Source organism: Streptomyces sp. GLSS-08 (assembly GCF_056387915.1).
In genome coordinates, this window is sequence record NZ_JBWJAQ010000017.1 from 14824 (window position 1) to 40467 (window position 25644).

Sequence of the window (25644 nt, forward strand, 5' to 3'; positions counted from 1 at the left end):
CCCGGGCGCGTCACTACGCGCCCCCGGCTTGTTCACGGAGCAGAGCCGCACGACTACGCAGACGGCTCCCGATGCCTTCCATGTGTGCAAGAGATGAGTGGGAGCGCTTCAACGGTCGATAGACCACCGTGCCATGGGCCAGAATGACGTTCGTGCCTTCCCTGTTGCTGATCGAGGACGACGACGCCATCCGTACGGCCCTGGAGCTCTCTTTGACGCGCCAGGGACACCGTGTGGCCACCGCTGCCACCGGCGAGGACGGTCTGAAGCTGCTGCGGGAGCAACGGCCGGATCTCATCGTGCTGGACGTGATGCTGCCGGGCATCGACGGATTCGAGGTGTGCCGGCGGATCAGGCGTACGGACCAGCTGCCGATCATCCTGCTGACCGCGCGCAGCGACGACATCGACGTGGTGGTCGGACTGGAGTCCGGCGCCGACGACTACGTGGTCAAGCCCGTGCAGGGACGTGTCCTCGACGCCCGGATCCGCGCCGTGCTGCGGCGCGGTGAGCGGGAGGCCAACGACTCGGCGACGTTCGGTTCCCTGGTCATCGACCGGGCGGCCATGACGGTCACCAAGAACGGCGAGGACCTGCAACTGACGCCGACGGAGCTGCGGCTGCTTCTGGAGCTGAGCCGCCGGCCCGGACAGGCGCTGTCCCGCCAGCAGTTGCTGCGGCTGGTCTGGGAGCACGACTACCTGGGCGACTCGCGCCTGGTGGACGCGTGCGTGCAGCGTCTGCGCGCGAAGGTGGAGGACGTTCCGTCCTCGCCCACCCTGATCCGTACCGTGCGCGGAGTCGGCTACCGGCTGGACAATCCTCAGTGACACCACCGCGGGACGAGCGCCGCGGCTGGGCCGCGGCGCGCGGGGCGAGACTGGCGGGACTGCGCTTCACCAGCCTGCGGCTGCGCCTGGTCGTGGTGTTCGGGCTCGTCGCGCTCACGGCGGCGGTGTCGGCGTCGGGAATCGCCTACTGGCTCAACCGCGAGGCCGTCCTCACCCGTACCCAGGACGCCGTGCTGCGCGACTTCCAGCAGGAGATGCAGAACCGCGCCAGCGCGCTGCGCCCGCACCCGACGCAGGACGAACTGCAGCACACGGCCGGGCAGATGGCGAGCAGCAGCCAGCGGTTCAGCGTGCTGCTGGTCGTCGAGGACAAGGACGGCCGTACCGTCACCGGCAACTCGGACCTGGACGCCTTCACGCTGGAGGACGTACCGAAATCCCTGCGCAAGGCCGTGAACAGGAAGCAGTCGGTCTCCTCCCACAACAAGTACGCCTACCACCTGTACTGGCAGCGGATCGTCGAGAACGACCAGCCGTACCTGGTGGCGGGCACGAAGGTGATCGGCGGCGGACCGACGGGCTACATGCTCAAGTCCCTGGAGCCGGAGGCCAAGGACCTGAACTCGCTCGCCTGGTCGCTGGGCATCGCCACCGGTCTGGCACTGATCGGTTCCGCGCTGCTCGCCCAGGCCGCCGCGACCACGGTCCTCAAGCCGGTGCACCGGCTGGGCAGCGCGGCCCGCAGGCTCGGCGAGGGCAAGCTCGACACACGGCTGCGGGTCTCCGGGACGGACGAACTGGCCGATCTCTCCCGCACGTTCAACCGCACGGCGGAGTCGCTGGAGAAGCGCGTCGCGGACATGAGCGCGCGTGACGAGGCGTCGCGCCGCTTCGTCGCCGACATGTCCCACGAGCTGCGGACGCCGCTCACGGCGATCACCGCCGTCACCGAGGTGCTGGAGGAGGAACTCGACGCCGAGACGGGCAGCGTGGACCCGATGATCGAGCCCGCCGTCCGGCTGGTGGTCAGCGAGACCCGCCGGCTCAACGACCTCGTCGAGAACCTGATGGAGGTCACGCGCTTCGACGCGGGCACGGCCCGGCTGGTCCTGGACGACGTGGACATCGCCGACCAGATCACGGCGTGCATCGACGCGCGCGCCTGGCTGGACGCGGTGGAGCTGAACGCCGAGCGCGGCATGATGGTCCGGCTCGACCCGCGCCGGCTGGACGTCATCCTCGCCAACCTGATCGGCAACGCGCTCAAGCACGGCGGCTCACCGGTCTGCGTCTTCGTCCGCAAGGAGTCCGACGATCTGGTGATCGAGGTCCAGGACCACGGACCCGGCATCCCCGAGGACGTCCTTCCGCACGTCTTCGACCGCTTCTACAAGGCGAGCGCGTCCCGGCCGCGTTCCGAGGGCAGCGGCCTCGGCCTGTCCATCGCCCTGGAGAACGCCCACATCCACGGCGGCGGGATCACCGCGGCCAACTCGCCCGAGGGCGGTGCGGTCTTCACCCTGCGGCTGCCCCAGGACACGTCCACGCCGCCGGACGCGGACGGCACGGAGGAGGACGCCGGATGAGGGGACGACTTCGCGCGTGGCTCGCGCTGCCCGTGCTGGCCGCGCTGCTCACGGGCTGCGGGATCCGCTCGACCCAGGTCCCCACGGACTTCGGGCCCGCGCCGTCCCGCGTGCCGTGCGCGCTCTCGGCATCCGACATCTCCACCCGGTCGGCGCCCGGCATCCCGGTCCAGGTCTTCCTGCTGTGCTCCTCGCAGCTGGTCACCCTGGACCGTTCGGTGCGCATTCCGGACGGTACGGCGGAGGTGCAGCGGCGGGTGCTCGTCGCCCAGGGGCTCCTGGACCAGCTCGCCGGAAAGCCCTCCTCACCGGAGACGCAGGCCGGTTACACGACAGACGTGCGGGCCGGTACGCGGGTGAGCGGGCCACAGGGCAAGGACCCCGAGAACACGTTCCGGCTCAGTACGCCGCCGGACGACCTGACCTCGTACGCCCTCGCCCAGATCATCTGCACGTTCGCCAACTCGGAGGCGACCGCGGCGGACGACGGCTCCGTCATCCTGGGCGGCCCTTCGCCCCAGCCGCTCCACCACTACGACTGCACCCCGGAAGTCCGCTCCCGCCCCGGCACGGAGTCCCCACCGTCCACAGCCGTCGACCCGGGCTGACCCCCGGACCCCACCCGCAGCCCGCACCCGCCCTCCCGCAGAAGGGGCCGTGCCGGTACATCAAATGCCCGTTGCAGGTCGGGCAGACAACCCCGGCACACCCCCCGACCCACGCGCACGCCCGACATGCAACGGGCGGATGTACCGGCGCGGCCCCGACCCCCCACCGGGCCGAGGCGCCCACCGGAGCCACCGGAACCGACGCCGATACCGATGCCGGAGTCCATACCGACGCCGATACCGGAGCCGGACGGATGTGACCCCCGCCCCACCCGGAACCGATCCCACCGACCCCCGCGTCTACGGGTGCGTGCAGCGTCAAGGTACGAACGGCTACAGCGCCGTGATCCGCGTCCGTGCGACAGGAGGTGTCCTCCTCGTCGCCCACCTCGCGCTCGTCGCCTGGATCACGCTGCGCCCCCTGGACGTCCCCTGGGTGAGCGCCGCCAACCTGCGGCCCTTCGCCGGCATCAGAGCCGACCTCGCCCTCACCCCCCAGCAAGCGGCCCGCCGCATCGGTGAGGGCCTGGCCCTGCTCGCCCCCCTGGGCGTACTGCTCCCCCTGGCCAACGGCAGACTCGCCGTCTCCCCCCTCGCCTCCCTGTTCCGTACGATGGCCGCGGGCGCCCTGATCTCCCTGGGCATCGAGCTGCTCCAGACCGGCGTACCGGGTCAGGTCGTCGACATCGACTCCCTGCTGCTGAACACCGTGGGCGTCGCCCTGGCCCACCTCGCCGTCGTACCCGCCGTCCGGGCCCGCCTCCGCCGCAGGGCCGACACGCGGCGGCGCGCGAGCGTCCTTGCGGAGGAGCTGTCTCAGGGTCTGACCCCGACGATTCCCAGGGTCGGGATCGCACCGTAGAGCGACGCTTCGCCCTTTTCGTGACCGTAGCGTTGACGTCAGTGAGGCAGCCGCACCGGAAGCCTCGACACGGTTCACGAAGGAGCCAGGATGAGCGCCATTGTCCGCCCCACCCAAGGTCGCATGATCGGCGGAGTGTGCGCAGCGCTGGCACGGCGCTTCGGCACCTCCGCGACGACGATGCGAGTGATCTTCCTGGTGTCCTGCCTGCTGCCGGGCCCGCAGTTCCTGCTCTACATAGCACTGTGGTTCCTGTTCCCCTCGGAGGACAAGATCCGCACGGCGTGGTGAAGGCACGGTCCGCCGGCCCGCGCCTGCGACAGCCAGGCCGCGAAGCACAGGTGGGGCGCCCCCGGAAAGCCGGGCGCGCCCCATCGGCGTACGTACGGAAGAGTTCGGGCGTCAGCCCAGCGGCACGCCGTTGACGGGCAGACCGTGCGTCGGCAGCCCCTGGAGCGGCAGTCCGCCGAGCAGCCCGGCCACCGGCCCGGCCGGCCCCTGCGCGACCAGCTGTCCGACCGCGGGCTCGGCGGCACGCACGACCTCGCCCAGCGCGTTCTTCCCCTGGGCGAGCGTGTCGTTCCCGCCGGGCAGCGACTTGCCGACGTTCTCCGTCGGCAGCGTCTTCGTGACGTTGTCCAGCGCCGAGGAGGCGTCCGGCGCGGCCGGCGCCGCGTTCGCGGCACCGGCGCCCGCGGCGGCGAAGGCGGCGCCGAGGGCGGCGACACCGAGGGTCTTGGCAGCAGACTGCTTCATGTGGGATGCGTCCTTGAATGCGTGACGGGGATGTGAGCGGTCCCCGACCGTAAACACGTGAGCCCGCGGGCCGCAAACATCGAAAAGCGGCCGGATCCCGCATTCCCGGCCGCTTCCCCAACGATTCCTCAGCCGTCAGGCACCCGCAGAACCGCTGGTGGAGAAGGTTTGCTGGAACAGCCATTCGGACTTCAGCTCGGCATAACCGGGCTTGATCACGTCATTGATCATGGCCAGTCGTTCATCGAAAGGAATGAATGCTGATTTCATGGCATTGACCGAGAACCACTGCATGTCGTCGAGTGAGTAACCGAACGCCTCGACCAGGTGCTCGAATTCCCGGCTCATGCTCGTACCGGACATGAGGCGGTTGTCGGTGTTGACGGTCGCCCGGAAGTGGAGCCGCCGCAGCAGCCCGATGGGGTGGCCGGCGTAGGAGTCGGCGGCGCCGGTCTGGAGGTTGGAGCTGGGGCACAGCTCCAGCGGGATGCGCTTGTCCCGCACGTACGAGGCGAGGCGCCCCAGCTGCACCGAGCCGTCCTCGCGGACCTCGATGTCGTCGATGATCCGCACCCCGTGACCGAGCCGGTCGGCACCGCACCACTGGAGCGCCTGCCAGATCGAGGGGAGCCCGAAGGCCTCGCCCGCGTGGATGGTGAAGTGGTTGTTCTCGCGCTTGAGGTACTCGAACGCGTCGAGGTGCCGGGTGGGCGGGAACCCGGCCTCCGCGCCGGCGATGTCGAAGCCGACGACGCCCAGGTCGCGGTAGCGGTTGGCCAGTTCGGCGATCTCCAGGGCGCGGGCCGCGTGCCGCATGGCGGTCAGCAGAGCGCCCACCCGGATCCGGTGCCCGTTCTCCCGGGCCCGCTTCTCACCCTCCCGGAAGCCCTCGTTGACGGCCTCGACGACCTCTTCGAGGGTGAGCCCGGCCTCCAGGTGCTGTTCGGGCGCGTAACGGACCTCGGCGTAGACGACCCCGTCCTCGGCGAGGTCCTCGGCGCACTCGGCGGCGATCCGGACCAGCGCCTCACGGGTCTGCATGACGGCGCAGGTGTGCGCGAAGGTCTCCAGATACCGCTCCAGGGACCCCGAGTCGGCGGCCTCGCGGAACCAGTTGCCGAGTTTGCCGGGGTCGGACTCGGGGAGACCGGCGTAGCCCGTCTCCCGGGCCAGGTCGACGATCGTGCCGGGGCGCAGGCCCCCGTCGAGGTGGTCGTGCAGCAGGACCTTGGGCGCCCGGCGGATCTGCTCCGAGCTCGGGGTGTTCAAGTGCTGGCTCGTCATTTCCGCACTCTAATGCCTACGCGCGTAGATCTCTCGGCGTGACGATCCGTCGATACCCAACGGTGACCCCCTGGACGGATGGCGTACACCCTTGCTTCTGACACTGTTCTGTCATGGCACAGCAAGCGACGCCGGTTCGCAGGGCCCGGCTGGGGCGGGCGCTCGGCCCGGAACCTACGGCGGTGGGCGGGGTGGTGCTGCTGCTCCCTGGCGGCGACGAGACCTCCGACCGGAAGCCGTCCCCCCTGGCGGCGGCGACCGTACGGGCGCTGGGGCGCCGCCTCACGCAGGCGGCACGCACCGAGGGCCTGGCCACGCACGTGGTGCACTACCGCTACCGCGGCTGGAACGGCACCGAGGCACACCTGGCGCACGACGCGTCCTGGGCGGCCGACGAGGTCGTACGCCGCTACGGTGACGTCCCCGTCTGCCTCGCCGGAGTGGACATGGGCGCCCGCGCGGCGCTGCGCGCGGCCGGACACCCGGCCGTCAACTCCGTGCTGGCGATAGCCCCTTGGCTGCCGGAGGAGGACGTGGCCGCGCCGCCCGAACCGGTGAAGCACCTGGCGGGCCGGCGGGTCCTGATCGTGCACGGCACCAACGACGAACGCACGGACCCGGAGCTGTCGTTCCGGCTCGCGGCGCGGGCGAAGAAGGCCCACCGCGACATCTGCCGCTTCGAGGTCCACTCGGACGGTCACTCGCTGCACCAGCACCGGAGCGAAGTCCGCGCGCTCGCGGAGGACTTCGTCATGGGCGCGCTGTTCGCGCGGGGCTTCTCCCGCCCGGTGCGGGACGCGTTCGCCGCGCCGCCGCCACTGGGCCTGCGGATGCCGCTGGCCGCCGGGTTCGGCCGGTCCCTGCGCCGGTAGGCGGCCCGGGAGCGGGCGTTCGCGGGCCGCCTGTGCCGCGTCCCGTACGGCCACGCGGCCGCGCCGCGGGCGGGGTCGTCAGTCCGGCAGGAGGTGACCGCGGCGGGACAGCAGGAACTTCTTGAAGGCCGCCACCGGCGGCGTGTCCGGGTGGCCGTCGAGCCAGGCGACGCCGATCTCGCGGGCCGCGCGCGGCGCGGTGACGGTCAGTTCGACAACTCCCGGGCGGGGCACGGCAGGTGGCGGCAGCAGCGCGACTCCGAGGCCCGCCGCCACCAGCCCGCGCAGCGTCTCGGCCTCCTCGCCCTCGAAGGCGATCCGCGGCCTGAACCCCGCCTGCCGGCAGAGGTCGTCGGTGATGCGGCGGAGCCCGTAGCCGGATTCGAGGGTCACGAAGGTCTCGTCGGCCGCCTCGGCGAGACGGATCCGCCTGCGGGCGGCCAGCGCGTGGTCGGCTGGCACCACGAGCCGCAGCTTCTGCTCGTCGAGGCGGCGGCTGACGAGGTCGGGCGCGTCCGGCACCGGCGACGTCAGGCACAGGTCCAGCTCACCGGAGCGCAGCCGCTCGATCATCGCCTCGCCGTAGTTCTGGACGAGGCTGAAGCGGACGCGCGGGTGGTCGGCGCGGAAGGCGCGGATGAGGCCGGGCACCGTCTCGGAGCCCATGGTGTGCAGGAACCCGAAGGCGACCTTGCCGGTGGCGGGGTCGGCGTCGGCGCGCACCTCGTCGGCGGCGCGCTCGATCTCGGCGAGGGCGCGTTCGACGGAGCCGAGGAACGTACGGCCTGCCGGGGTGAGCGAGACCGTCCGGCCGCGGCGGGCGAACAGCTCCACCCCGAGGTCCTGTTCCAGGCGGACCATCGCCCGCGACAGCGTCGACTGCGGCACCTGCATCTCGTGCGCGGCCCGCGTCACGTGCTCGGTGCGGGCGACCCCGGCGAAGTACGCGAGCCTAGGGGCGAGCACCGCCACGATGTCTTCTGTGTCACTGGACGGAGACAGGTGAGCCCCTGACCTCTGCTGATGCACCATGGGAACGATTATGGGGTTTCCGTGCATTGGACGGATGAATGCGGGCTGCCTAGCTTCGAAGCATGCCTTCCGCCAGTACCGAGGCGTCCACCTCCGTGGGCGCCGTCCCGACCGTTCCCGCTCCCGACTCCCGCCTGGCCCCGGGCGGCCCCGGCTACCGCCGGATGAGCCTCGCCCTGTTCCTGGCGGGCGTGGCGACCTTCGCGCTCCTCTACTCGACGCAGGCCCTCCTGCCGCTCGTCTCCGGCGACTTCGGCGTCAGCGCGAGCGAGGCGAGCTGGACGGTGTCGGCCGCGACCGGTGCGCTGGCGCTGTTCGTGCTGCCGATGAGCGCGCTGTCGGAACAGTTCGGGCGGCGGACGATGATGACGGCGTCCCTGGCGGTCGCGGTGTCCGTCGGTCTGCTGGTCCCCTTCGCGCCCTCGCTCGGCGCGCTGGTGGCACTGCGGGCCGTGCAGGGCGCGGCGCTGGCGGGACTGCCCGCGTCGGCGACCGCGTATCTGGCCGAGGAGGTCCGGCCCAAGGCGCTGATCACCGCGATCGGTCTGTTCGTGGCGGGCAACAGCGTCGGCGGGATGAGCGGCCGGGTCATCACCGGCTGGGTCGCCCAGGAGTGGGGCTGGCGGGTCGCCGTCGGCGTGATCGGCCTGCTCGCGGTGGCCTGCGCGGTCGCCTTCCGGCTGCTGCTCCCGGCCCCGCGGCACTTCACTGCGGGATCCCTGCGGCCCCGCGTCCTGGCCCGCACGGTCCGCGGCCACCTCGCGAACCCGCTGCTGCGCCGGCTGTACGCGATCGGCGCGCTGTTCATGACGGTCTTCGGCGGGGTCTACACGGTCATCGGCTACCGCCTCACCGAGGCGCCGTTCTCGCTCCCCCAGGGCATCGTCGGCTCGGTCTTCCTGGTCTACCTCGTCGGTACGGTCTCGGCGTCCACGGCGGGCCGGCTGGTCGCCCGGCTGGGCCGGCGCGGCTCGCTGTACCTGGCGGGCGGCACGACCGCCACCGGTCTGCTGCTGTCCCTGGCCGGCTCCCTGCCCCTCGTCCTGCTCGGCCTGGTCCTGATCACCGCGGGCTTCTTCGCGGGGCACGCGGTCGCGTCCTCCGCGGTGAGCCACACGGCCACGCACGGCCGCGCCCAGGCCTCGGCGCTCTACCAGTCCGCGTACTACGTGGGTTCCAGCGCGGGCAGCACGCTCGGCGCCGTCGCCTTCCACGCGGGCGGCTGGGCCGGCACGGTGGGGATCGGTCTGCTCGCGGTGCTCGGCGTCGTGTCCGTCACGGTGCTCGGCTCCCACGCGGCCCGCGTCAGGGCCCGCCGCGGGCCGGCCCTGACCTGCTGAACGTCCCATCCTCGCGGACGACGCGCCCGTACACCCCTTCCCACCTGGGACTTCCCTGCTCCGCGGGCCATTGTCAGTGGGCTGCGGTAGCTTCCGAAGTGCTGGCGCGCGAAGGTGCGACGGACAGAGCCACAGGGGTGGGTTGGCGATGAGTGAAGGTACGGCGACGACGGCGGACCTGGACGTCCGGCTGGAGAAGCACCGAGTCGAGCTCACCGGGTACTGCTACCGGATGCTCGGCTCCTCGTTCGAGGCCGAGGACGCGGTGCAGGACACGATGGTCCGCGCCTGGCGCAGCTACGACAAGTTCGAGGGCCGCTCCTCGATGCGCTCCTGGCTCTACCGGATCGCCACGAACGTCTGCCTCGACATGCTGAACGCGGGCAACCGAAGGGCTCGCCCCATGGATCTGACGGCTCCCTCCCCGCTCGCCCAGGCCGCGCTGAACCCGCGCCCGGACCACACCTGGCTGGAGCCGATGCCGGACGGGCGCGTACTGCCCGCGGTCAGCGACCCGGCCGAGGCCGCGGTGGCGAAGGAGTCGGTGCGCCTCGCCTTCATGGCCACGCTCCAGCGGCTGCCGCCCAAGCAGCGGGCCGTCCTGATCCTGCGCGAGGTCCTCGCGTGGCGGGCGAGCGAGGTCGCCGAGCTGCTCGGCACCACGGTCGCCTCGGTCAACAGCGCGCTCCAGCGGGCCCGCGCGACCCTCGCGGAGACCGCGGCCGACGGCTCCGAGGCCGCCACCTCCGACCCCCTGGACGAGGAGCAGCAGAAACTCCTGGAGCGCTACGTCGCCGCCTTCGAGGGGTACGACATGACCGCGCTGACGGCCCTGCTGCACGAAGACGCGATCATGACGATGCCGCCGTTCGACCTGTGGCTGCGCGGCACGGACGACATCACCGGCTTCATGACGACACTGGGCGCGCCCTGCGCTGGCTCGCGTCTGGTGCCGGTCGAGGTCAACGGCCTGCCGGGCTTCGCCCAGTACAAGCCGGATCCGGAGTCGGGTGGCTTCGTGCCGTGGGCGGTGCAGGCGCTGGAGATCTCAAAGGGGCGGATCACCGGGTTCCACTGCTTCCTGGACACCGCCCGCTGGTTCCCGCTGTTCGGGCTGCCGCTCCGACTCGAAGCGGAGGCCGACCAGGTCGAGTAGCGCGCGCAGCGCCGGGTCGGCGTTCCGCAGCCGTATCCGCCCGCCGGCCCGCCGGGCGGTGAGTTCCATTCTGGCGAGGGCGTCGACGGTGATCAGGCCCGGCGGCCCGAGCCCCGCCACGTCGCAGACCACGACCCCGGTCGCGGTCGCCTCCAGCTGTGCGCGCACGCGGTCGCAGAGCTGGGGCACCTGGTCACGGGTGACGGGGCGCGGCAGCGCGATGACGGCGGGTGTCGAGGTATCCACCTTCAGTAGACCGGCGGCGGTCACGGAACTCATCGAAGGCCGCCCCGCCGGTGCCGCGCGCCCGCGGCAAAGATCACGTTGACCGGGCACCCGGCGGCCCCGGAGGGTGGGGCGCGTGCCCCGTGAATCGACTCCCCCTGCGATACCCGACGCTCTCCTCGGCCTCCGGGGGGTGCCGTGCGAGGGGTGCTGACGGGCTTCGGCGTCATCGCCGTCGTGATCGCGGTCGGCTATGTGATCGGCCGCCGCGGCCACCTCGGTGAGAACGGGCGCGAGGTACTGACGAAGCTCGCCTTCCACGTGGCCTCCCCGGCGCTGCTGTTCACGACACTCGCCGGGGCCGACCTGTCCGTGGTCTTCTCCAGCCGGCTGCTGGTCACGGCGATGAGCACGGCCGTGGCCGCCGGCGTCTTCGTCGCGGTGGGTGTCGTACGGCGCTGGGGCGTCGGGCGGACGACCATCGGCGCCCTGTGCTCCAGTTACGTCAACTCGGGCAACCTCGGCATCCCGATCGCGGTGTACGTCCTCGGGGACGCGTCGCTCGTGGCGCCCGTGCTGCTGTTCCAGCTGATCGGCGTGACACCGGTCGCGCTGACGGTGCTGGACCTGGCGGGACGGGACGCGAAGGGCCCGCTGTGGCAGCGGCTCGTCACGCCGCTGCGCAACCCGGTCGCGGCCGGCTCCCTCGCCGGGGTCGCGGTGTCGGCGAGCGGCCTCAAAGTGCCGGGTCCGGTCCTCGACCCGCTCACGCTGATCGGGAACATGTCGGTGCCCGCGGTGCTGCTGGCGTTCGGCATCTCACTGTGCGGCAGCACGCTGCCCGGCCGGGGTTCCGACCGCCATCCGGTGCTGCTGTCCGTCGCCCTGAAGTCGCTGGGCCAGCCCCTGGTGGCCTGGGCGCTGGCCGCGGGGGTCTTCGGGCTCACCGGTGCGCCGCTGCTCGACGTCGTCGTCACCTCGGCGCTGCCCGCCGCGCAGAACCTCTTCACCTACGCCTCCCGTTACGGGACCGGCGAGGTGCTCGCCCGCGAGTCGATCCTGCTGTCGACGGTCCTGTCGGTGCCGGTGCTGGTGGCGGTCGCGGCGCTGCTGGGCTGACGGGGTCGCACGCAAGCGAAAGGGGCCGGTGCGCGAAGGCACTGGCCCCTTCCGGGATCGTACGGGTCAGGCGATCCGCTCCAGCACGATCGGGGCCGGCGTGAAGTCGGTGCCCGCCGCGGCGACGTCGTACGAGCCCTCCACCGCCTCCAGGGCGTACGCGAAGCGCTCGGGCGTGTCCGTGTGCAGGGTGAGCAGCGGCTGGCCCGCCGTGACCGTGTCGCCCGGCTTGGCGTGCAGCTCGATACCGGCGGCGGCCTGGACCGGGTCCTCCTTGCGGGCGCGTCCGGCGCCCAGGCGCCAGGCGCCCACGCCGATGTCGTACGCGTCGAGGCGGGTCAGGACACCGGAGGACGGGGCCTTGACGACGTGCTGCTCGCGCGAGGTCGGCAGGGGCGCGTCCGGGTCGCCGCCCTGCGCGGCGATCATGCGGCGCCAGGCGTCCATCGCGGAGCCGTCGGCGAGCGCCTTGGCCGGGTCGGCGTCCTTCACGCCCGCCGCGTCGAGCATCTCGCGGGCCAGCGCGAGGGTGAGCTCGACGACGTCCGCGGGGCCGCCGCCGGCCAGGACCTCGACCGACTCGCGGACCTCCAGGGCGTTGCCGGCCGTCAGGCCGAGCGGGGTCGACATGTCGGTCAGCAGCGCGACGGTCTTCACGCCGTGGTCGGTGCCGAGGCCGACCATCGTGGAGGCGAGTTCGCGGGCGTCCTCGATGGTCTTCATGAAGGCGCCGGTGCCGACCTTCACGTCCAGGACCAGCGAGCCGGTGCCCTCGGCGATCTTCTTCGACATGATCGAGGAGGCGATCAGCGGGATGGCCTCGACGGTGCCGGTGACGTCGCGCAGGGCGTACAGCTTCTTGTCGGCGGGGGCGAGACCGTCGCCGGCCGCGCAGATGACCGAGCCCACGCCGTCCAGGACGGCCAGCATCTCCTCGTTGGAGAGCAGCGCCCGCCAGCCGGGGATCGACTCCAGCTTGTCGAGGGTGCCGCCGGTGTGGCCGAGGCCGCGCCCCGACAGCTGCGGGACCGCCGCGCCGCAGGCCGCGACCAGGGGTGCGAGCGGCAGCGTGATCTTGTCGCCGACGCCGCCGGTGGAGTGCTTGTCGGCGGTCGGGCGGGACAGCGAGGAGAAGTCCATGCGCTCGCCCGAGGCGATCATCGCGGCGGTCCAGCGGGCGATCTCGCGGCGGTTCATGCCGTTGAGCAGGATCGCCATGTTGAGGGCGGCCATCTGGTAGTCGGCGACCTCGCCGCGGGTGTACGCGTCGATGACCCAGTCGATCTGCTCGTCGCTGAACTCACCGCGGTCCCGCTTGGTGCGGATGACGGAGATGGCGTCCATGGCCATGACTTTCCTTCCGAGGAGCAGCGACCCCTCCGGACAGTCCGGAGGGGCCGCGGAGGAGTTACTTGGTGAGGTGCTCGGGGCCGAATGCCTGCGGGAGCATCTCGGAGAGCGGCAGGATGCCCGCCGGGGTCTCGAGCAGCAGGCCGGGCCCGCCGAACTCGAAGAGCAGCTGCCGGCAGCGCCCGCACGGCACCAGGACCTCGCCGCGCCCGTCGACGCAGGTGAAGTGGGTCAGCCGGCCGCCGCCGCTGTTCCGGAGGTCGGAGACCAGGCCGCACTCGGCGCACAGGCCGAGCCCGTACGAGGCGTTCTCGACGTTGCAGCCGGAGACGGTCCGGCCGTCGTCGACGAGGGCCGCCACCCCGACGGGGTAGCCCGAGTAGGGGGCGTACGCACGGGACATGGCGTCCCGGGCGATCTCCCGCAGGGCGTTCCAGTCGACGGCCGCCGGCCCCGGCGTCCCGGTTCCCGCGCCGGTCCCCGGGGCGTCCTCGGCGGACGTCACTTGCCCTGTCCCTTCCGGTAGGGCAGGCCGTCCGCCTTCGGCATCCGCAGCCGCTGCGCGGACAGCGACAGCACGATCAGCGTGATGACGTACGGCGTGGCGGACACGACCTGGTTCGGCACCTCGTTGGTGCCGGCGTACCAGGCGAAGACCAGGACGCCGACGAGGAAGGTGATCACGGCCGGTACGTACTGCTTGCGGACCGCCAGCCAGACGGCACCGATGACCAGCAGGATCGCGCCGAGCAGCAGCAGTGCGTGGACGTTGGCGGAGCCGCCGCGCAGGTTGAGGCTGTCGGTGTAGCCGAACAGGCCGGCGCCGAGGGCGAGGCCGCCCGGCATCCAGTTGCCGAAGATCATCGCGGCGAGACCGATGTAGCCGCGGCCACTGGTCTGCCCCTCCAGGTAGAAGGGGTTGGCGACGATCGACAGGAACACGCCGCCGAGGCCGGCCAGACCGCCGGAGATGATGACGGCCAGGTACTTGTACTTGTAGACGTTGACGCCGAGCGACTCGGCCGCGATCGGGTTCTCGCCGCAGGAGCGCAGGCGCAGGCCGAACGCGGTGCGCCACAGGATCCACCAGGTGGCGGGGATCAGCGCGATGGCGAGCAGGGTCAGCCAGGACACGTTGGTGACCAGGCCGCCGAGCAGGCCCGCGACGTCCGAGACGAAGAACCAGCCCTTGCCGTTGAGGGTGGTGAGCCAGTCGGAGAGTCCGGGCACGGTGAAGTGGCCGAGCGACTCGACCGGCGGGGACTGCTTCGCCGAACCGCCCTGGACGCCCTCGAAGGCGAGCGGGGCGAGGTAGCGGGTGGCACCGAGCGCCAGGATGTTGATGGCCACACCGGAGACGATGTGGTTGACGTTGAAGGTGATCGTCACGATCGCGTGCAGCAGACCGCCGATCGCGCCGCCGGCGATGCCGACGAGCACGCCGGTCCACGGGCCCCACTGGTAGCCGGCCCAGGCGCCGAACCAGGTGCCGAGGATCATCATGCCCTCGAGGCCGATGTTGACGACGCCCGCGCGCTCTGACCACAGACCGCCGAGACCGGCCAGGCCGATCGGGACGGCGAGCTGGAGCGCGGTGGACATCTGGCTGACGTTGGTGATGCCGTCGGCGCCGGTGATGATGCGGACGATCGAGGTCAGCGCCAGGCCGCCCGCGATGACGAGCAGGAGGACGGGGAGCGACAGCCGGCGGCCGCCGGGTGCCGCGGGCTGCAGCGAGGGCTGGTTGACAGCGGTTGCGGTGGTCATCGGCCCGCCACCTCCTTCTCGGTGTTGTGGTCAGAGGAGGCGCCGAGGACGTGGCCCGCGGCGAGTTCCGCGCCGACGCGGCGCTGCTGGCGGCGCAGACCCCACTCGCGCACGGCCTCGTACGAGACGACGACCGCGATCACGATCAGGCCCTGCATGATGACCGCGATCTCCTTGTCGTACCCGTGGAAGTCGAGCTCGGGCGACGCCTTGTCCAGCCAGGCCCAGAGCAGGGCCGCGAAGGCGATGCCCGTCGGGCTGTTGCGACCGAGCAGGGCGATGCCGATACCGAGGAAGCCGATGCCGGTAGGGAAGTTCAGGCTGAACGTGTGCGTGGCGCCGAGCAGGATCGGCAGGCCCGCGAGGCCCGCCATGCCGCCGGAGACCAGCATGGCGGTGAGCACCATGCGCTTGGGGTCCACGCCGCTGGCCGCGGCGGCGCTCTCCGAGGCACCGGAGGCGCGCAGGTCGAAGCCGAAGCGGGTGCGGTTGAGGACGATCCAGTAGCCGATGCCGAGCAGCACGGCGAGGACCACCATGCCGTAGATCTCTCCGGCGTCGCCCATGCCGAAGCCGGGCACCCAGCCCGACTCGTGCATCTCGCCGGTGGTGTTGTTGTTGCCGACCTTGACGCCGAAGACGTCGGGCAGCCACAGGTAGGCGATGAGGGCGGTGGCGATCGCGTTGAGCATGATCGTCGCGACGACCTCGCTGACTCCCCGGGTGACCTTGAGGACACCGGCGATGCCGGCCCAGAAGGCGCCGGTGAGGATCGCGGTCAGGATCAGCAGCGGGATCTGCAGCGCGGCCGGCAGCGCGACGTGCGCGCCGACGATCGCGGCCATCATGGCGGCGAGCTGGTACTGCCCGTCCACACCGATGTTGAACAGGTTCATGCGGAAGCCGATGGCCACCGCGAGCGCCGCGATGTAGTACATCGAGGCCTGGTTGAGGATCAGGACCTGGATGTCGGAGAACGTGGCCTGCTCGAACATGAGCGTGTACGGCTCGATCGGGTTCTTCCCCGAGGCGAGCAGCACGACCGAGGTCAGCGCCACGGCCACGACGAGCGCGATGACCGGTCCGGCCACCGCGAGGAGCACGCGCTCCTTGTCGAACTTCTTCATCAGCGGGCCTCGTCTTCGGGGGCGTCTGCCTGCTCTTCGAGCTGCTCTGCGAGCTCTTCGTTCTCGAGGTGTCCGGAGGCGGCGCCGGTCATGGCCGAGCCGAGCTCCTCCGGGGTGATGGTCGCCGGGTCGGCGTCCGCGACCAGCTTGCCGTTGTAGATCACCCGGAGCGTGTCGGAGAGACCGATCAGCTCGTCCAGGTCGGCCGAGATCAGCAGGACGGCGAGGCCTTCCCGACGGGCCGCGCGGATCTGGTCCCAGATCTGGGCCTGCGCACCGACGTCCACGCCGCGGGTCGGGTGGGCGGCGATCAGGAAGCGCGGCTTGTGGCTCATCTCGCGGCCGACGATCAGCTTCTGCTGGTTGCCGCCGGAGAGGGAGGCCGCGGTCACGTCGATGCCGGGGGTGCGGACGTCGTACTCCTCGACGATCCGGCGGGTGTCGGCCTGGGCGCCCTTGGGGTCCAGCCAGACGCCCTTCGCGTTGGGCCGCTCGGTGACGTGGCCGAGGATGCGGTTCTCCCAGAGGGGGGCCTCCAGGAGCAGGCCGTGCCGGTGGCGGTCCTCGGGGATGTAGCCGATGCCCTGCTCGCGGCGCCTGCGGGTGGCCCAGGAGGTGATCTCGTCCTCGGCCAGGGTGATGGTGCCGGAGTCGGCGCCCTTGAGGCCGATCAGCGTCTCGATGAGCTCGGTCTGGCCGTTGCCCTCGACGCCGGCGAGGCCGAGCACCTCGCCCGCGTGGATGGTGAAGCTGATGTCGTCGAGGAGCGGCTTGCCGCCGGGGGCGACCAGGCGCAGGTCCCGCACGGACAGGACCGGACGGTCGGTGACCGTGGACTCCGCGGTCTCCGGCGTCGGCAGTTCGCTGCCCACCATCAGTTCGGCGAGCTGGCGCGGGGTGGTCTCGGAAGGGACGGCCGTCCCCACCGTCGTACCGCGGCGGATCACCGTGATGTCGTCGGCGACCGAGAGGACCTCGCCCAGCTTGTGCGAGATGAAGATGACCGACAGGCCCTCGGCCTTGAGCTCGCGCAGGTTGGCGAAGAGCGCGTCGACCTCCTGCGGGACGAGCACCGCGGTGGGCTCGTCGAGGATGAGGATGCGGGCGCCCCGGTAGAGGACCTTGAGGATCTCCACGCGCTGGCGGTCGGCGACGCCGAGTTCCTCGACGAGGACGTCGGGGCGGATACCGAGGCCGTAGCGCTCGGAGAGCTCCAGGATCTTGCGGCGCGCCTTGCCCCCGATGCCGTACAGCTTCTCGCTGCCCAGGACGACGTTCTCCAGGACCGTGAGGTTGTCGGCGAGCATGAAGTGCTGGTGGACCATGCCGATGCCGCGGGCGATGGCGTCGGCGGGCGACGAGAAGGTGACCTGCGTGCCGTCGACGGCGATGGTCCCCTCGTCCGGCTTCTGCATGCCGTAGAGGATCTTCATCAGCGTCGACTTGCCGGCACCGTTCTCACCGACGAGGGCGTGGACCGTGCCCTTGCGGACGTTGAGGTGGATGTCGTGGTTGGCCACGACGCCGGGAAAGCGCTTGGTGATCCCGGCGAGTTCGACAGCGGTCAGCTGACCGTTGACCGCGTCGGCCGGAGGGCTGCTGGACGCGTTGATGGCGCACTCTCCTGAGGGAAAGGGGGTCGTCTACGCGCGTAGCGCCCCTACGGCAACGAAAGGGGCGACGCGCCGCGGCTACGGGACACGGGGGCGAGGCTCCCCGTGTCCCGTCGAGCGGACGTAACCCCGCGGATACTGAGCGGCTCCGGAGAGGCGCGGGGGGCGTGGAGCACCCGCTCGCACCTCGTCCGGGGCCGCACAGCTGCTCCTGAGGTCCTGCTCGTCAGCTGGACTTGACCTTGATCTCGCCGCTGATGATCTTCTCCTTGGCTGCCTTGACGGCGTCCTGGACAGCGGTGTTGCTCTTGTACTGCGGGTTGGAGTCGGCGAGGCCCACCTCGCCGGACTTCAGGTCGCCCCTGACGATACCGGTCTCGGGCTTGCCGTCCTCGACCGACTTCGCGAGGTTGTACACCGCCTTCGCGACGTCCTTGGTCGCGGAGGTCAGGATGGCGCCCTTGTACTTGCCGAGGGCTTCCTGCTTGTACTGGTCGGAGTCGACACCGATGGCCCACACCTTGTTGGCGGAAGCGGCCTCGATGACGCCCTGACCGGACAGGCCGGCCGCCGCGTAGACGACGTCCGCCTTCTTCTCGATCTGGCCCTCGGCGGCCGTCTTGCCCTTGTCGGGGCTGGAGAAGCCGCCCTCGTCCGCGGTCTGGGTGAGGTACTGGGACAGCACCTTGACCTTGGGGGCGGTGTCCTTGACGCCCTGCTCGAAGCCGGCCTGGAACTTGTGGATCAGCGGGATGTCCACACCGCCCACGAAGCCGACGGTGTCCGTCTTGGTGGCCTTCGCGGCGGCGACGCCCGCGAGGTAGGAGGCCTCCTGCTCGGAGAAGACCAGGTCCGCGACGTTCTTCGCCTCGATGGTGGAGTCGTCGACGATGCCGAAGGTGGTGTCGGGGTACTTGGCCGCGGCCTCCTTGACGGCGGGCGCGTAGGCGTAGCCGATGCCTATGACCGGGTTGTAGCCCTGCTTGGCCAGCGAGACCAGGCGCTGGGTCTTGTCCGCGTCCGTCTCGCCGTCGGTGGGCTCGAGGTCGGCGGTCTTGTAACCGAACTCGCTCTGCGCCTTCTTCAGACCGGCGAACGCGGCGTCGTTGAAGGACTGGTCGCCCTTGCCGCCGACGTCGTAGGCGATGGCGAGGCCCTTGTCGCCCTTCGACTCCGACGAGCCGGAGGTCGAGGTGCCTCCGCACGCGGAGAGGGCGAGGGCGAGAGAGGCGGTCGCAGCGCCTGCGAGCGCGATGCGGGGAACCCGGCGCATGTGTTGTGCTCCTGTCTTACAGCGCCAGGCGGATCGTCTTCGGCGCTGGCTTCGCCGCAGATTAACGCGCGTAGACCTTCTAGAAAACCCCTTCTGTCCACCTTGTTATGCGGCTGTGCCCGATGCCACCTGTTTCACCGCCCGAAGGCTTGCCGACCGCAAAGGGACGGTGGCGGTGGGTGACCTGCCGGGCGGCAGACGGGAGCGGGCGGGCACTCAGGGTGCCCGCCCGCTCCGTACCGCTTCGTGGTGTTCGCCCGTCCGGGCGCCGACGGGCCCGGGCCCGTCACCCGACTACTCGGTCTTGACCTTGATGGTGCCCGCGACGATGCCTTCCTTGGCCTTGGCCACGGCGTCGGTGAGGCCCGGGATCTCGGCCATCTTCGGGTTGCTGTCGGCGAGACCGACGCCGTCGACCTTGAGGTCGAACGTCTGCGTGCCGGTCAGCGGCTTGTCGTCGTGGACCGACTTGGCCAGCGAGTACACCGAACCGCCGACGTCCTTGAGCGCGGAGGTCAGGATGTAGTCCTTGTAGGCGGCCAGCGGCTTCTGCTTGTACTGGTCGGAGTCGACGCCGATCGCCCAGGCCTTCTTCTTGGCGGCGGCCTCGATCACGCCCTGGCCGGACAGACCGGCCGCGGCGTAGAGAACGTCGGCCTTCTTCTCCAACTGGCCCTCGGCTGCGGCCTTGCCCTTGTCGGGGCTGGAGAAGCCACCCTCCTCCGCGGTCTGGGTGAGGTACTGGGACAGCACCTTGACCTTGGGGTTGGTGTCCTGGACGCCCTGCTTGTAGCCCGCCTCGAACTTGTGGATCAGCGGGACGTCCACGCCGCCCACGAAGCCGACCGTGTTCGTCTTGGTGGCCTTCGCGGCGGCGACACCGGCGAGGTAGGAGGCCTCCTGCTCGGCGAAGACGAGGGACGCCACGTTCTTGCCCTCGACGACGGAGTCCACGATGCCGAAGCTGGTCTTCGGGTACTTCGCCGCGACCTTTTCCATCGCGGGGCCGTAGGCGAAGCCGATGCCGATGACGGGGTTGTAGCCCTGCTTGGCCAGCGAGGCCAGGCGCTGCTCCTTGTCGGCGTCCGTCTCACCGTCGGTGGGCTCGATGTCCGCCGTCTTGTAGCCGAACTCCTTCTGCGCCTTCTCCAGGCCCGCGAACGCGGCGTCGTTGAAGGACTGGTCGCCCTTGCCGCCGATGTCGTACGCGATGGCGAGACCCTTGTCACCCTTGCTCTCGCCGCTGTCACCCTCGTCACTGGTACCGCCGCAGGCCGTGGCCGCGAGTGCGAGCGACGCGACCCCCACCGCGACACGGGTCAGGCTGGAAATACGACGCATCCGAAGTTCCCCTTCTCCAAAGCCCCGCAGTGGGTGCTGAGTTCGGCGCACATTAACGCGCGTAGACCGTGGAGGGAACGGGGTTCCCCCGGCCGTTACCCATTCGTGCCGATGGCCGGTTACGTCCGGGTGAACCATGGGCGCGAATGGGGCGCTTCGTGGATGCAACGCCGCTCGCGGCCGCCACGCTCTGCGTGCGGGGGTGAAGTCTGCGTGACGGCGCGAGTGGCTGTTTCCAGCCGTGCTCAAAGTACTGCGGGAGGGCGGGCGGCGCGACTGGGGAGGGCCACGCGTGGCGAGGGGAGCTTCGGCCCGCCGTTCAACGGCCGACGTCGGTCATCGGCCCGGCGTCGCTCACCGGCCGGCGTCGCTCACTGCCGACCGGCGTCCGTCACCGGCTGGCGTCGGTCACCGGCCGGCGTCGGTCACCGGCCCGGCGCTCACGCCTTCGCGTCGAGCAGCGCGGCGGCCGTGAAGAGCTCCACGCCCACCTTGATCGCCGACTCGTCCGCGTCGAAGTCGCCCTGGTGCAGGTCACGGCCACCGCGCTCGCCGGGCGTGCGCACTCCGAGGCGGGCCATGGCACCCGGCACCTGCTCCAGGTACCAGGAGAAGTCCTCACCGCCCAGGCTCTGCGTGGTGTCCTCGACGGAGTGCGGTCCGAGCCGGGCGGTCATGGCGTCCCGCAGCAGGTCGGCGACGATCGGGTCGTTCACGACCGGGGGGACGCCGCGGACGTAGTTGATCTCGGACTTCGCCCGGTGCAGGGTGGCGATCTCGTCGATCGCCGCGTGCAGCAGGTCGGGGGCCTGCCGCCAGGCCTCGAGGTCCAGGCAGCGCACGGTCCCGGACAGCTCGGCGTGCTGCGGGATCACGTTGCACGCGTGGCCGGACTCGATACGGCCCCAGGTCACGGAGAGTCCGCTGCGCGCGTCGATGCGGCGGGCGACCACCGCCGGGACGTCGGTGGCGACGCGGGCGACGGCCGTCACGAGGTCCGTGGTGAGGTGGGGGCGCGCGGTGTGGCCGCCGGCGCCGTCCAATGACACTTCGAGCCGGTCGCACGCGGACGTGATGGGGCCGTGCCGCAGGCCGATGCGCCCCGCGTCCACCTTCGGGTCGCAGTGCACGGCGATGATCCGTCCGACGCCCTCCAGGGCCCCGGACGCGATGGCGTCGAGCGCGCCGCCGGGCAGGACCTCCTCGGCGGGCTGGAAGATCAGCCGCACGGGCCAGGGCAGCCGCCCGGTGCGGTGCAGCTGGGCGAGGACCAGGCCGGCGCCGAGCACGACGGTGGTGTGCACGTCGTGGCCGCAGGCGTGGGCGCGGTCCGGGACGGTCGACCGGTAGGCGCAGTCCGCCTTGGTGTCCGGGATGGGCAGCGCGTCGAGGTCGGCGCGCAGGGCGAGCATGGGGCGGGTGCCGTGCCGCCCGTCCTCACCGAGACCGATGTCGCAGACGAGTCCCGTGCCGCCGCTGAGGACGCGCGGCTCAAGGCCGGCCCGCTCCAGGCGGGCCTTGACCGCCGCGGTCGTACGGAACTCCTGGTTGCCGAGCTCCGGGTGCATGTGCAGGTCGCGGCGGAAGGCCACGAGCTCGGCGCGCAGTGCCTCGGGCAGCGCGCCGGGAAGCACTGCTTCCCCGGGCTTGTCGGCCTCGGACTCTCGGGACATCAGTTGGTTCACCCTCTGAAGGGTAGGGCGATCGGGCGGCCAGCCGACCCACGATCAACAAAACTTCAACCCGTTAGGGGAAGAAAATCTGGCCGCCCGGCGCATAGGTATCGGCCGGGGTGGGTAAACTCGCCCGGCTTTCCGGGCGATTGGATCTTGAACCAGGCCCCTTGATCAGGCCCTTCGGTCTCCATCGACCTCGCCGCCGGGTCCGGCGGCCGGTTCTCGAACCGCTCCGCGGGCCTTGGCCCACGGAGTCCCACGCAGGGAACAACGCCCGGGGTGTCCGAGCCCATTCCCGTACTCCACGGTGCCACACTTCGCGCGCACCCCACCCCGGCCCCCCGCGACGACCGAGTCACACTCCAGATCCGCGACCGGAACCGGACAGAGCGTGAACGCGCGCGGTCACTCCCCCGGCAGCCGGCCTACGCCGGGCTCGGGTGGGCTGTCGCCGAGAGGCGGTGGACGTCCTTGGCCGTGCCGGTCACTCCGGAGAGGAAGCCCTGGGCCCGGGGGGAGGCGTTCTCGGTGAGCCAGGTGGGGTCGATGTCACAGACGGCGACACGGACCTCGGTGCCGGCCAGGGCCAGCGGCAGCGTGTGGACCACGGTCGAGGGGAAGCTCAGGATGGTGCGCCCGATGGGGCCCCGGCGGGCGATCAGTTCGAGCGGGAGGTCGGGCCGGACGATCTCCAGGCCCGTCTCGGCGGCGAGGCGGCGGAGCTTCTCGGGGCTCTCGCGCCGGTGGGCGAAGTAGCGCGTCGCGCCGTGCGCCTTGGCCAGGGAGCGGACCGCGTCCAGGTAGCGGTCCGGGTCGACCACGCCCGTCTCGACGAGGGAGGTGCCCACCAGGTCGGCACTCCTGGTGATGCGCGGGGGGCCGAAGCGCGCCCGGGTCCAGGCGAAGTCGTTGGCCGTGACGCGGACACCGTCGGGCGCCGAGTCGATCGGCATGGAGGAGAAGACCTCGACCGAGCGGTGGCCGGTGGGGGTCAGCCGGCGGCGGGCGGAGGCGGACACCGGGGCGAACAGCACGTCGCGCGGGCCGGGCCGGCCGCCCCGCCGGTGCCAGCGCACCAGGCGCTCGCCGCGGCCGAGCTGGGCGACGAACTCCATGGTCGCCGTGCCGTCGTCCACGACCACCAGGTCGCGGGCGGCGGTGATGGTCAGCAGCAGCTGCACGTAACGGGAGAAGGGGTCTCCCATGACTATCCGGCGGGCTCTGCGGAGCAGCGGGACGAGGCCGCCGATCGTGTGGAAGGGGGCCGTCGTGCCGCCCCGCGCCTCCTCCCACCGGACCTCGTAGCCCTCGTCGCGGGCCAGTTCCGCCATGCGGCGCAGCTGTCCCCGGGTCATCGGGTCGGTCGGGGACAGGACGACGAGCGTGAGCCCCGCGCCGGGTGCCGGAGCAGTGCCCTCCTGCGTGCGCAGGCCCTGGATGTGGGCCCACTCCAGCACGTTGAGGAGCTGCACCGGGCTCTCGACGAACGCGAGGGTGTCCGGCTTCTTCGGGCGGGTGCCGGCAAGACCGGCGCGGGGGCTCATCGACGTACGACCGTCGCTTCCGTGAGGGTGGAAGTGGGGAGGGGGATCAGACCGAGACCGGCTCGCCCGCCGCCGCGGCGATCTCCGCCTCCGCGACGACGCCCGAGACCCGGCGCAGCTTCTTCATCGGGCCGAGCTCGGACTCGTACACCTTCTTGACTCCGTCACCGAGAGAGGCCTCGATGGTGCGGATGTCGCGCACGAGGCGGGTCAGGCCCTGCGGCTCGACGGAGGCGGCCTGGTCGGAGCCCCACATGGCGCGGTCGAGGGTGATGTGGCGCTCGACGAAGGTGGCGCCGAGGGCGACCGCGGCGAGCGTGGTCTGCAGGCCCGTCTCGTGGCCGGAGTAGCCGATCGGGACGTTCGGGTACTCGGCCTGGAGGGTGTTGATGACGCGGAGGTTGAGCTCCTCGGCCTTGGCCGGGTACGTCGACGTGGCGTGGCAGAGCAGGATGTTGTCGCTGCCGAGGACCTCGACGGCGTGCCGGATCTGCTTCGGGGTCGACATGCCGGTGGAGAGGATGACCGTGCGGCCGGTGGAGCGCAGGGCGCGCAGCAGCTCGTCGTCCGTCAGCGACGCGGACGCGACCTTGTGGGCGGGCACGTCGAACTTCTCCAGGAAGGCGACGGCCTCGGTGTCCCACGGGGAGGCGAACCAGTCGATGCCGCGCTTCCTGCAGTGCTCGTCGATCTGGCGGTACTCGTCCTCGCCGAACTCCACGCGGTGGCGGTAGTCGATGTAGGTCATGCGGCCCCAGGGGGTGTCGCGCTCGATGTCCCACTGGTCGCGCGGGGTGCAGATCTCCGGGGTGCGCTTCTGGAACTTGACGGCGTCGCAGCCGGCCTCGGCGGCCACGTCGATCAGCTTGAAGGCGTTGTCCAGGTCACCGTTGTGGTTGATGCCGATCTCGCCGGTGATGTAGACGGGGTGGCCGGGGCCGGCGGTCTTCGAACCGAAGGTGCGGAGGCGGGAGTTGGAGCTCATGGTGGAGACGTTCCTTACTTGTCGAGGGAGTCGAGAGAAGGGCCGAGGATCCAGCTGGCGATCTCTCGGATCGCGCCGTCGCCACCGGGGACGGTGGTGACCGCGCGTGCGGCGCCGCGCACGACGTCGTGGGCGCTCGCGACCGCCACGGGCCAGCCGACGAGGGCGAAGCACGGGAGGTCGTTGACGTCGTTGCCGACGTAGAGCACGCGCTCCGGCGCGATGCCCTGCTCCTCGCACCACTGCTTCAGTGCGAGGTCTTTCCGGTCGATGCCGTGCAGGACCGGGATCTTGAGCTTCCGGGCCCGGGCGGCGACGACCGGGTTCTGTTCCGTGGACAGGATCAGCATCGACAGGCCGCTGCGGCGCAGGGCTGCGACACCGAGGCCGTCCCCGCGGTGCACGGAGACGAACTCCCGTCCGTCGGAGTCGATCAGCACCCGGTCGTCGGTCTGGGTGCCGTCGAAGTCGAGGACGACCGCGTCGATGTCGGAGGCGGTCGGGAGGGCGCCGGGCCGGCCCGCGTCGAAGAGCGGGGCCAGGGCCCGGGCGCGGGCGAGGTCGTGCGGGTCGTCGATCTCCAGCACCCGGGCGGGGTCGGTGCGGACGAGTTCCGTACGGCCGAAGAAGCGGTGTCCGGCGGTGCGGAAGCCGGCCGCGTCCATGCCGTAGACGGCGCCGGTCTCCAGGAGGTCCTGGGGGCGGTCCTGGCGGCGCGGGCGGAAGGACTTGTCGTGGTTGATGCCGTAGCCGCCGCTGGTGGCGGTGCCGGCGAGCAGGGTGTCCGTGCCGCCCGCGGCCGCCGTGCGCCCGGGGCCGGCCGGGGCCTGGGCGGCGGCGGGCTCGTCGTCGCCGTCGCGCCACACGAAGCCGTGGAAGGGGGCCACGGTCAGCGCCGTGTCCGCGCCCTTCTCGACGACCGCGCGGACGACGCCGTCGATGTCCTCGCGGACGATGAACGGGCTGGTGCACTGGACGAGCAGGACGACGTCGACCGCGCTGCCGTGCAGGGCCTCGTGGGCCTCCATGGCGTGCAGGACGGCGGCCTCGGAGGTCGCGGTGTCACCGGCGATGGCGGCGGGTCGCAGGACGACCTCGGCGCCGGCCGACCGGGCCGCCGCGGCGATCGCGGTGTCGTCGGTGGAGACCACGACGTCCGTGACGAGCCGGGCCGAGCGGCATTCGCGCACGGCACGCGCCACCAGCGGCACACCGCCGACCGGGGCGAGGTTCTTCGCGGGGACTCCCTTGGAGCCGCCGCGCGCGGGGATCACCGCGAGCACGCGGCGCAGGGGCGCCGGTTGGCCCGCTTCCGGGTGGGACATCAGCTGTACTCC

24 protein-coding genes are annotated in these 25644 nt (G+C 71.4%); 9 read left to right on the forward strand and 15 right to left on the reverse strand.

Annotation, left to right across the window (positions count from 1 at the left end):
• Positions 1–152: 152 nt before the first annotated feature.
• The 5 genes from afsQ1 to AC0ZLC_RS26325 all read left to right on the forward strand — a co-directional run bounded on the left by afsQ1 (position 153) and on the right by AC0ZLC_RS26325 (position 4138).
• Positions 153–830: a two-component system response regulator AfsQ1 gene (gene afsQ1 / locus AC0ZLC_RS26305; RefSeq protein WP_099505496.1), complete on the forward strand. Its 678-nt coding sequence runs from the start codon at positions 153–155 to the stop codon at positions 828–830.
• Positions 827–2377: an ATP-binding protein gene (locus AC0ZLC_RS26310; protein WP_476754435.1), complete on the forward strand. Its 1551-nt coding sequence runs from the start codon at positions 827–829 to the stop codon at positions 2375–2377. Before afsQ1 ends, AC0ZLC_RS26310 begins: the two co-directional genes overlap by 4 nt.
• Positions 2374–2985, forward strand: a complete 612-nt coding sequence (locus tag AC0ZLC_RS26315; RefSeq protein ID WP_476754436.1) for a hypothetical protein — start codon at positions 2374–2376, stop codon at positions 2983–2985. The genes AC0ZLC_RS26310 and AC0ZLC_RS26315 overlap by 4 nt, the downstream gene beginning before the upstream one ends.
• Positions 2986–3295: 310 nt before the next feature.
• Complete coding sequence (locus AC0ZLC_RS26320) at positions 3296–3847, forward strand: VanZ family protein (protein ID WP_476754437.1); 552 nt, start codon at positions 3296–3298, stop codon at positions 3845–3847.
• 90 nt (positions 3848–3937) lie between these two features.
• Positions 3938–4138, forward strand: coding sequence for a PspC domain-containing protein (locus AC0ZLC_RS26325; RefSeq protein WP_388787672.1), 201 nt, complete (start codon positions 3938–3940; stop codon positions 4136–4138).
• Between the two features lie 111 nt (positions 4139–4249).
• Here the strand turns inward: AC0ZLC_RS26325 and AC0ZLC_RS26330 are convergent, their stop codons facing one another.
• Together AC0ZLC_RS26330 and AC0ZLC_RS26335 are read right to left on the reverse strand one after the other, a co-directional pair.
• Positions 4250–4603, reverse strand: a complete 354-nt coding sequence (locus tag AC0ZLC_RS26330) for an ATP-binding protein (protein WP_476754438.1) — start codon at positions 4601–4603, stop codon at positions 4250–4252.
• Between the two features lie 135 nt (positions 4604–4738).
• Positions 4739–5887, reverse strand: a complete 1149-nt coding sequence (locus AC0ZLC_RS26335; protein ID WP_476754439.1) for an adenosine deaminase — start codon at positions 5885–5887, stop codon at positions 4739–4741.
• Positions 5888–6000: 113 nt separating this feature from the next.
• Between AC0ZLC_RS26335 and AC0ZLC_RS26340 the strand changes: the two genes are divergently transcribed.
• Entirely contained in the window at positions 6001–6759 is a 759-nt protein-coding gene (locus AC0ZLC_RS26340; protein ID WP_476754440.1) for an alpha/beta hydrolase, read from the forward strand.
• Positions 6760–6837: 78 nt separating this feature from the next.
• Here AC0ZLC_RS26340 and AC0ZLC_RS26345 read toward each other — a convergent pair whose 3' ends face one another.
• Complete coding sequence (locus AC0ZLC_RS26345) at positions 6838–7791, reverse strand: LysR family transcriptional regulator (RefSeq protein WP_476754441.1); 954 nt, start codon at positions 7789–7791, stop codon at positions 6838–6840.
• Between the two features lie 62 nt (positions 7792–7853).
• Between AC0ZLC_RS26345 and AC0ZLC_RS26350 the strand changes: the two genes are divergently transcribed.
• Positions 7854–9131, forward strand: a complete 1278-nt coding sequence (locus tag AC0ZLC_RS26350) for an MFS transporter (RefSeq protein WP_476754442.1) — start codon at positions 7854–7856, stop codon at positions 9129–9131.
• Positions 9132–9279: 148 nt separating this feature from the next.
• Positions 9280–10287, forward strand: coding sequence for a sigma-70 family RNA polymerase sigma factor (locus tag AC0ZLC_RS26355; RefSeq protein WP_476754443.1), 1008 nt, complete (start codon positions 9280–9282; stop codon positions 10285–10287).
• On the opposite strand, the gene AC0ZLC_RS26360 is transcribed toward AC0ZLC_RS26355, so the two are convergent.
• Positions 10180–10566, reverse strand: coding sequence for an STAS domain-containing protein (locus AC0ZLC_RS26360; RefSeq protein WP_476754444.1), 387 nt, complete (start codon positions 10564–10566; stop codon positions 10180–10182). The genes AC0ZLC_RS26355 and AC0ZLC_RS26360 overlap by 108 nt on opposite strands.
• Before the next feature lie 144 nt (positions 10567–10710).
• Between AC0ZLC_RS26360 and AC0ZLC_RS26365 the strand changes: the two genes are divergently transcribed.
• Complete coding sequence (locus tag AC0ZLC_RS26365) at positions 10711–11631, forward strand: AEC family transporter (RefSeq protein WP_476754445.1); 921 nt, start codon at positions 10711–10713, stop codon at positions 11629–11631.
• A 66-nt stretch (positions 11632–11697) separates the two neighbouring features.
• Here AC0ZLC_RS26365 and AC0ZLC_RS26370 read toward each other — a convergent pair whose 3' ends face one another.
• From AC0ZLC_RS26370 to AC0ZLC_RS26420, 11 genes are all read right to left on the reverse strand, one after another.
• Positions 11698–12981 carry a thymidine phosphorylase gene (locus tag AC0ZLC_RS26370; RefSeq protein ID WP_476754446.1) on the reverse strand — a complete coding sequence of 428 codons (1284 nt, stop codon included), beginning with the start codon at positions 12979–12981 and terminating at the stop codon, positions 11698–11700.
• Between the two features lie 58 nt (positions 12982–13039).
• On the reverse strand, positions 13040–13486 hold the full coding sequence (locus tag AC0ZLC_RS26375; protein ID WP_476754447.1) for a cytidine deaminase: 447 nt from the start codon (positions 13484–13486) through the stop codon (positions 13040–13042).
• The gene (locus AC0ZLC_RS26380) at positions 13483–14748 is read right to left on the reverse strand and encodes an ABC transporter permease (RefSeq protein WP_476754448.1); all 1266 of its coding nucleotides are present in this window, start codon (positions 14746–14748) and stop codon (positions 13483–13485) included. Before AC0ZLC_RS26380 ends, AC0ZLC_RS26375 begins: the two co-directional genes overlap by 4 nt.
• The gene (locus AC0ZLC_RS26385; RefSeq protein ID WP_476754449.1) at positions 14745–15875 is read right to left on the reverse strand and encodes an ABC transporter permease; all 1131 of its coding nucleotides are present in this window, start codon (positions 15873–15875) and stop codon (positions 14745–14747) included. The genes AC0ZLC_RS26380 and AC0ZLC_RS26385 overlap by 4 nt, the downstream gene beginning before the upstream one ends.
• Positions 15875–17443 carry an ABC transporter ATP-binding protein gene (locus AC0ZLC_RS26390; RefSeq protein ID WP_476754521.1) on the reverse strand — a complete coding sequence of 523 codons (1569 nt, stop codon included), beginning with the start codon at positions 17441–17443 and terminating at the stop codon, positions 15875–15877. Before AC0ZLC_RS26390 ends, AC0ZLC_RS26385 begins: the two co-directional genes overlap by 1 nt.
• A 271-nt stretch (positions 17444–17714) precedes the next feature.
• Positions 17715–18761: a BMP family lipoprotein gene (locus AC0ZLC_RS26395; protein ID WP_476754450.1), complete on the reverse strand. Its 1047-nt coding sequence runs from the start codon at positions 18759–18761 to the stop codon at positions 17715–17717.
• A 294-nt stretch (positions 18762–19055) separates the two neighbouring features.
• On the reverse strand, positions 19056–20102 hold the full coding sequence (locus AC0ZLC_RS26400; protein ID WP_476754451.1) for a BMP family lipoprotein: 1047 nt from the start codon (positions 20100–20102) through the stop codon (positions 19056–19058).
• A gap of 440 nt (positions 20103–20542) precedes the next feature.
• Positions 20543–21775: an amidohydrolase gene (locus AC0ZLC_RS26405; protein ID WP_476754522.1), complete on the reverse strand. Its 1233-nt coding sequence runs from the start codon at positions 21773–21775 to the stop codon at positions 20543–20545.
• Between the two features lie 428 nt (positions 21776–22203).
• Positions 22204–23322: a hypothetical protein gene (locus AC0ZLC_RS26410; protein ID WP_476754452.1), complete on the reverse strand. Its 1119-nt coding sequence runs from the start codon at positions 23320–23322 to the stop codon at positions 22204–22206.
• A 46-nt stretch (positions 23323–23368) separates the two neighbouring features.
• Positions 23369–24307 carry an N-acetylneuraminate synthase family protein gene (locus AC0ZLC_RS26415; protein WP_476754453.1) on the reverse strand — a complete coding sequence of 313 codons (939 nt, stop codon included), beginning with the start codon at positions 24305–24307 and terminating at the stop codon, positions 23369–23371.
• Positions 24308–24321: 14 nt separating this feature from the next.
• The gene (locus tag AC0ZLC_RS26420; RefSeq protein WP_476754454.1) at positions 24322–25632 is read right to left on the reverse strand and encodes a cytidylyltransferase domain-containing protein; all 1311 of its coding nucleotides are present in this window, start codon (positions 25630–25632) and stop codon (positions 24322–24324) included.
• Positions 25633–25644 lie beyond the last annotated feature (12 nt).

Coding starts and splice junctions, on each gene's coding strand:
- AC0ZLC_RS26360 (WP_476754444.1), bottom strand. CDS start 10,566: ATGAGTTCCGTGACCGCCGCCGGTCTACTGAAGGTGGATACCTCGACA.
- AC0ZLC_RS26385 (WP_476754449.1), bottom strand. CDS start 15,875: ATGAAGAAGTTCGACAAGGAGCGCGTGCTCCTCGCGGTGGCCGGACCG.
- AC0ZLC_RS26410 (WP_476754452.1), bottom strand. CDS start 23,322: ATGAGCCCCCGCGCCGGTCTTGCCGGCACCCGCCCGAAGAAGCCGGAC.
- AC0ZLC_RS26345 (WP_476754441.1), bottom strand. CDS start 7,791: ATGGTGCATCAGCAGAGGTCAGGGGCTCACCTGTCTCCGTCCAGTGAC.
- AC0ZLC_RS26400 (WP_476754451.1), bottom strand. CDS start 20,102: ATGCGTCGTATTTCCAGCCTGACCCGTGTCGCGGTGGGGGTCGCGTCG.
- AC0ZLC_RS26380 (WP_476754448.1), bottom strand. CDS start 14,748: ATGACCACCGCAACCGCTGTCAACCAGCCCTCGCTGCAGCCCGCGGCA.
- AC0ZLC_RS26315 (WP_476754436.1), top strand. CDS start 2,374: ATGAGGGGACGACTTCGCGCGTGGCTCGCGCTGCCCGTGCTGGCCGCG.
- AC0ZLC_RS26370 (WP_476754446.1), bottom strand. CDS start 12,981: ATGGCCATGGACGCCATCTCCGTCATCCGCACCAAGCGGGACCGCGGT.
- AC0ZLC_RS26335 (WP_476754439.1), bottom strand. CDS start 5,887: ATGACGAGCCAGCACTTGAACACCCCGAGCTCGGAGCAGATCCGCCGG.
- AC0ZLC_RS26350 (WP_476754442.1), top strand. CDS start 7,854: ATGCCTTCCGCCAGTACCGAGGCGTCCACCTCCGTGGGCGCCGTCCCG.
- AC0ZLC_RS26395 (WP_476754450.1), bottom strand. CDS start 18,761: ATGCGCCGGGTTCCCCGCATCGCGCTCGCAGGCGCTGCGACCGCCTCT.
- AC0ZLC_RS26325 (WP_388787672.1), top strand. CDS start 3,938: ATGAGCGCCATTGTCCGCCCCACCCAAGGTCGCATGATCGGCGGAGTG.
- AC0ZLC_RS26340 (WP_476754440.1), top strand. CDS start 6,001: ATGGCACAGCAAGCGACGCCGGTTCGCAGGGCCCGGCTGGGGCGGGCG.
- AC0ZLC_RS26415 (WP_476754453.1), bottom strand. CDS start 24,307: ATGAGCTCCAACTCCCGCCTCCGCACCTTCGGTTCGAAGACCGCCGGC.
- AC0ZLC_RS26330 (WP_476754438.1), bottom strand. CDS start 4,603: ATGAAGCAGTCTGCTGCCAAGACCCTCGGTGTCGCCGCCCTCGGCGCC.
- AC0ZLC_RS26405 (WP_476754522.1), bottom strand. CDS start 21,775: ATGTCCCGAGAGTCCGAGGCCGACAAGCCCGGGGAAGCAGTGCTTCCC.
- AC0ZLC_RS26420 (WP_476754454.1), bottom strand. CDS start 25,632: ATGTCCCACCCGGAAGCGGGCCAACCGGCGCCCCTGCGCCGCGTGCTC.
- AC0ZLC_RS26355 (WP_476754443.1), top strand. CDS start 9,280: ATGAGTGAAGGTACGGCGACGACGGCGGACCTGGACGTCCGGCTGGAG.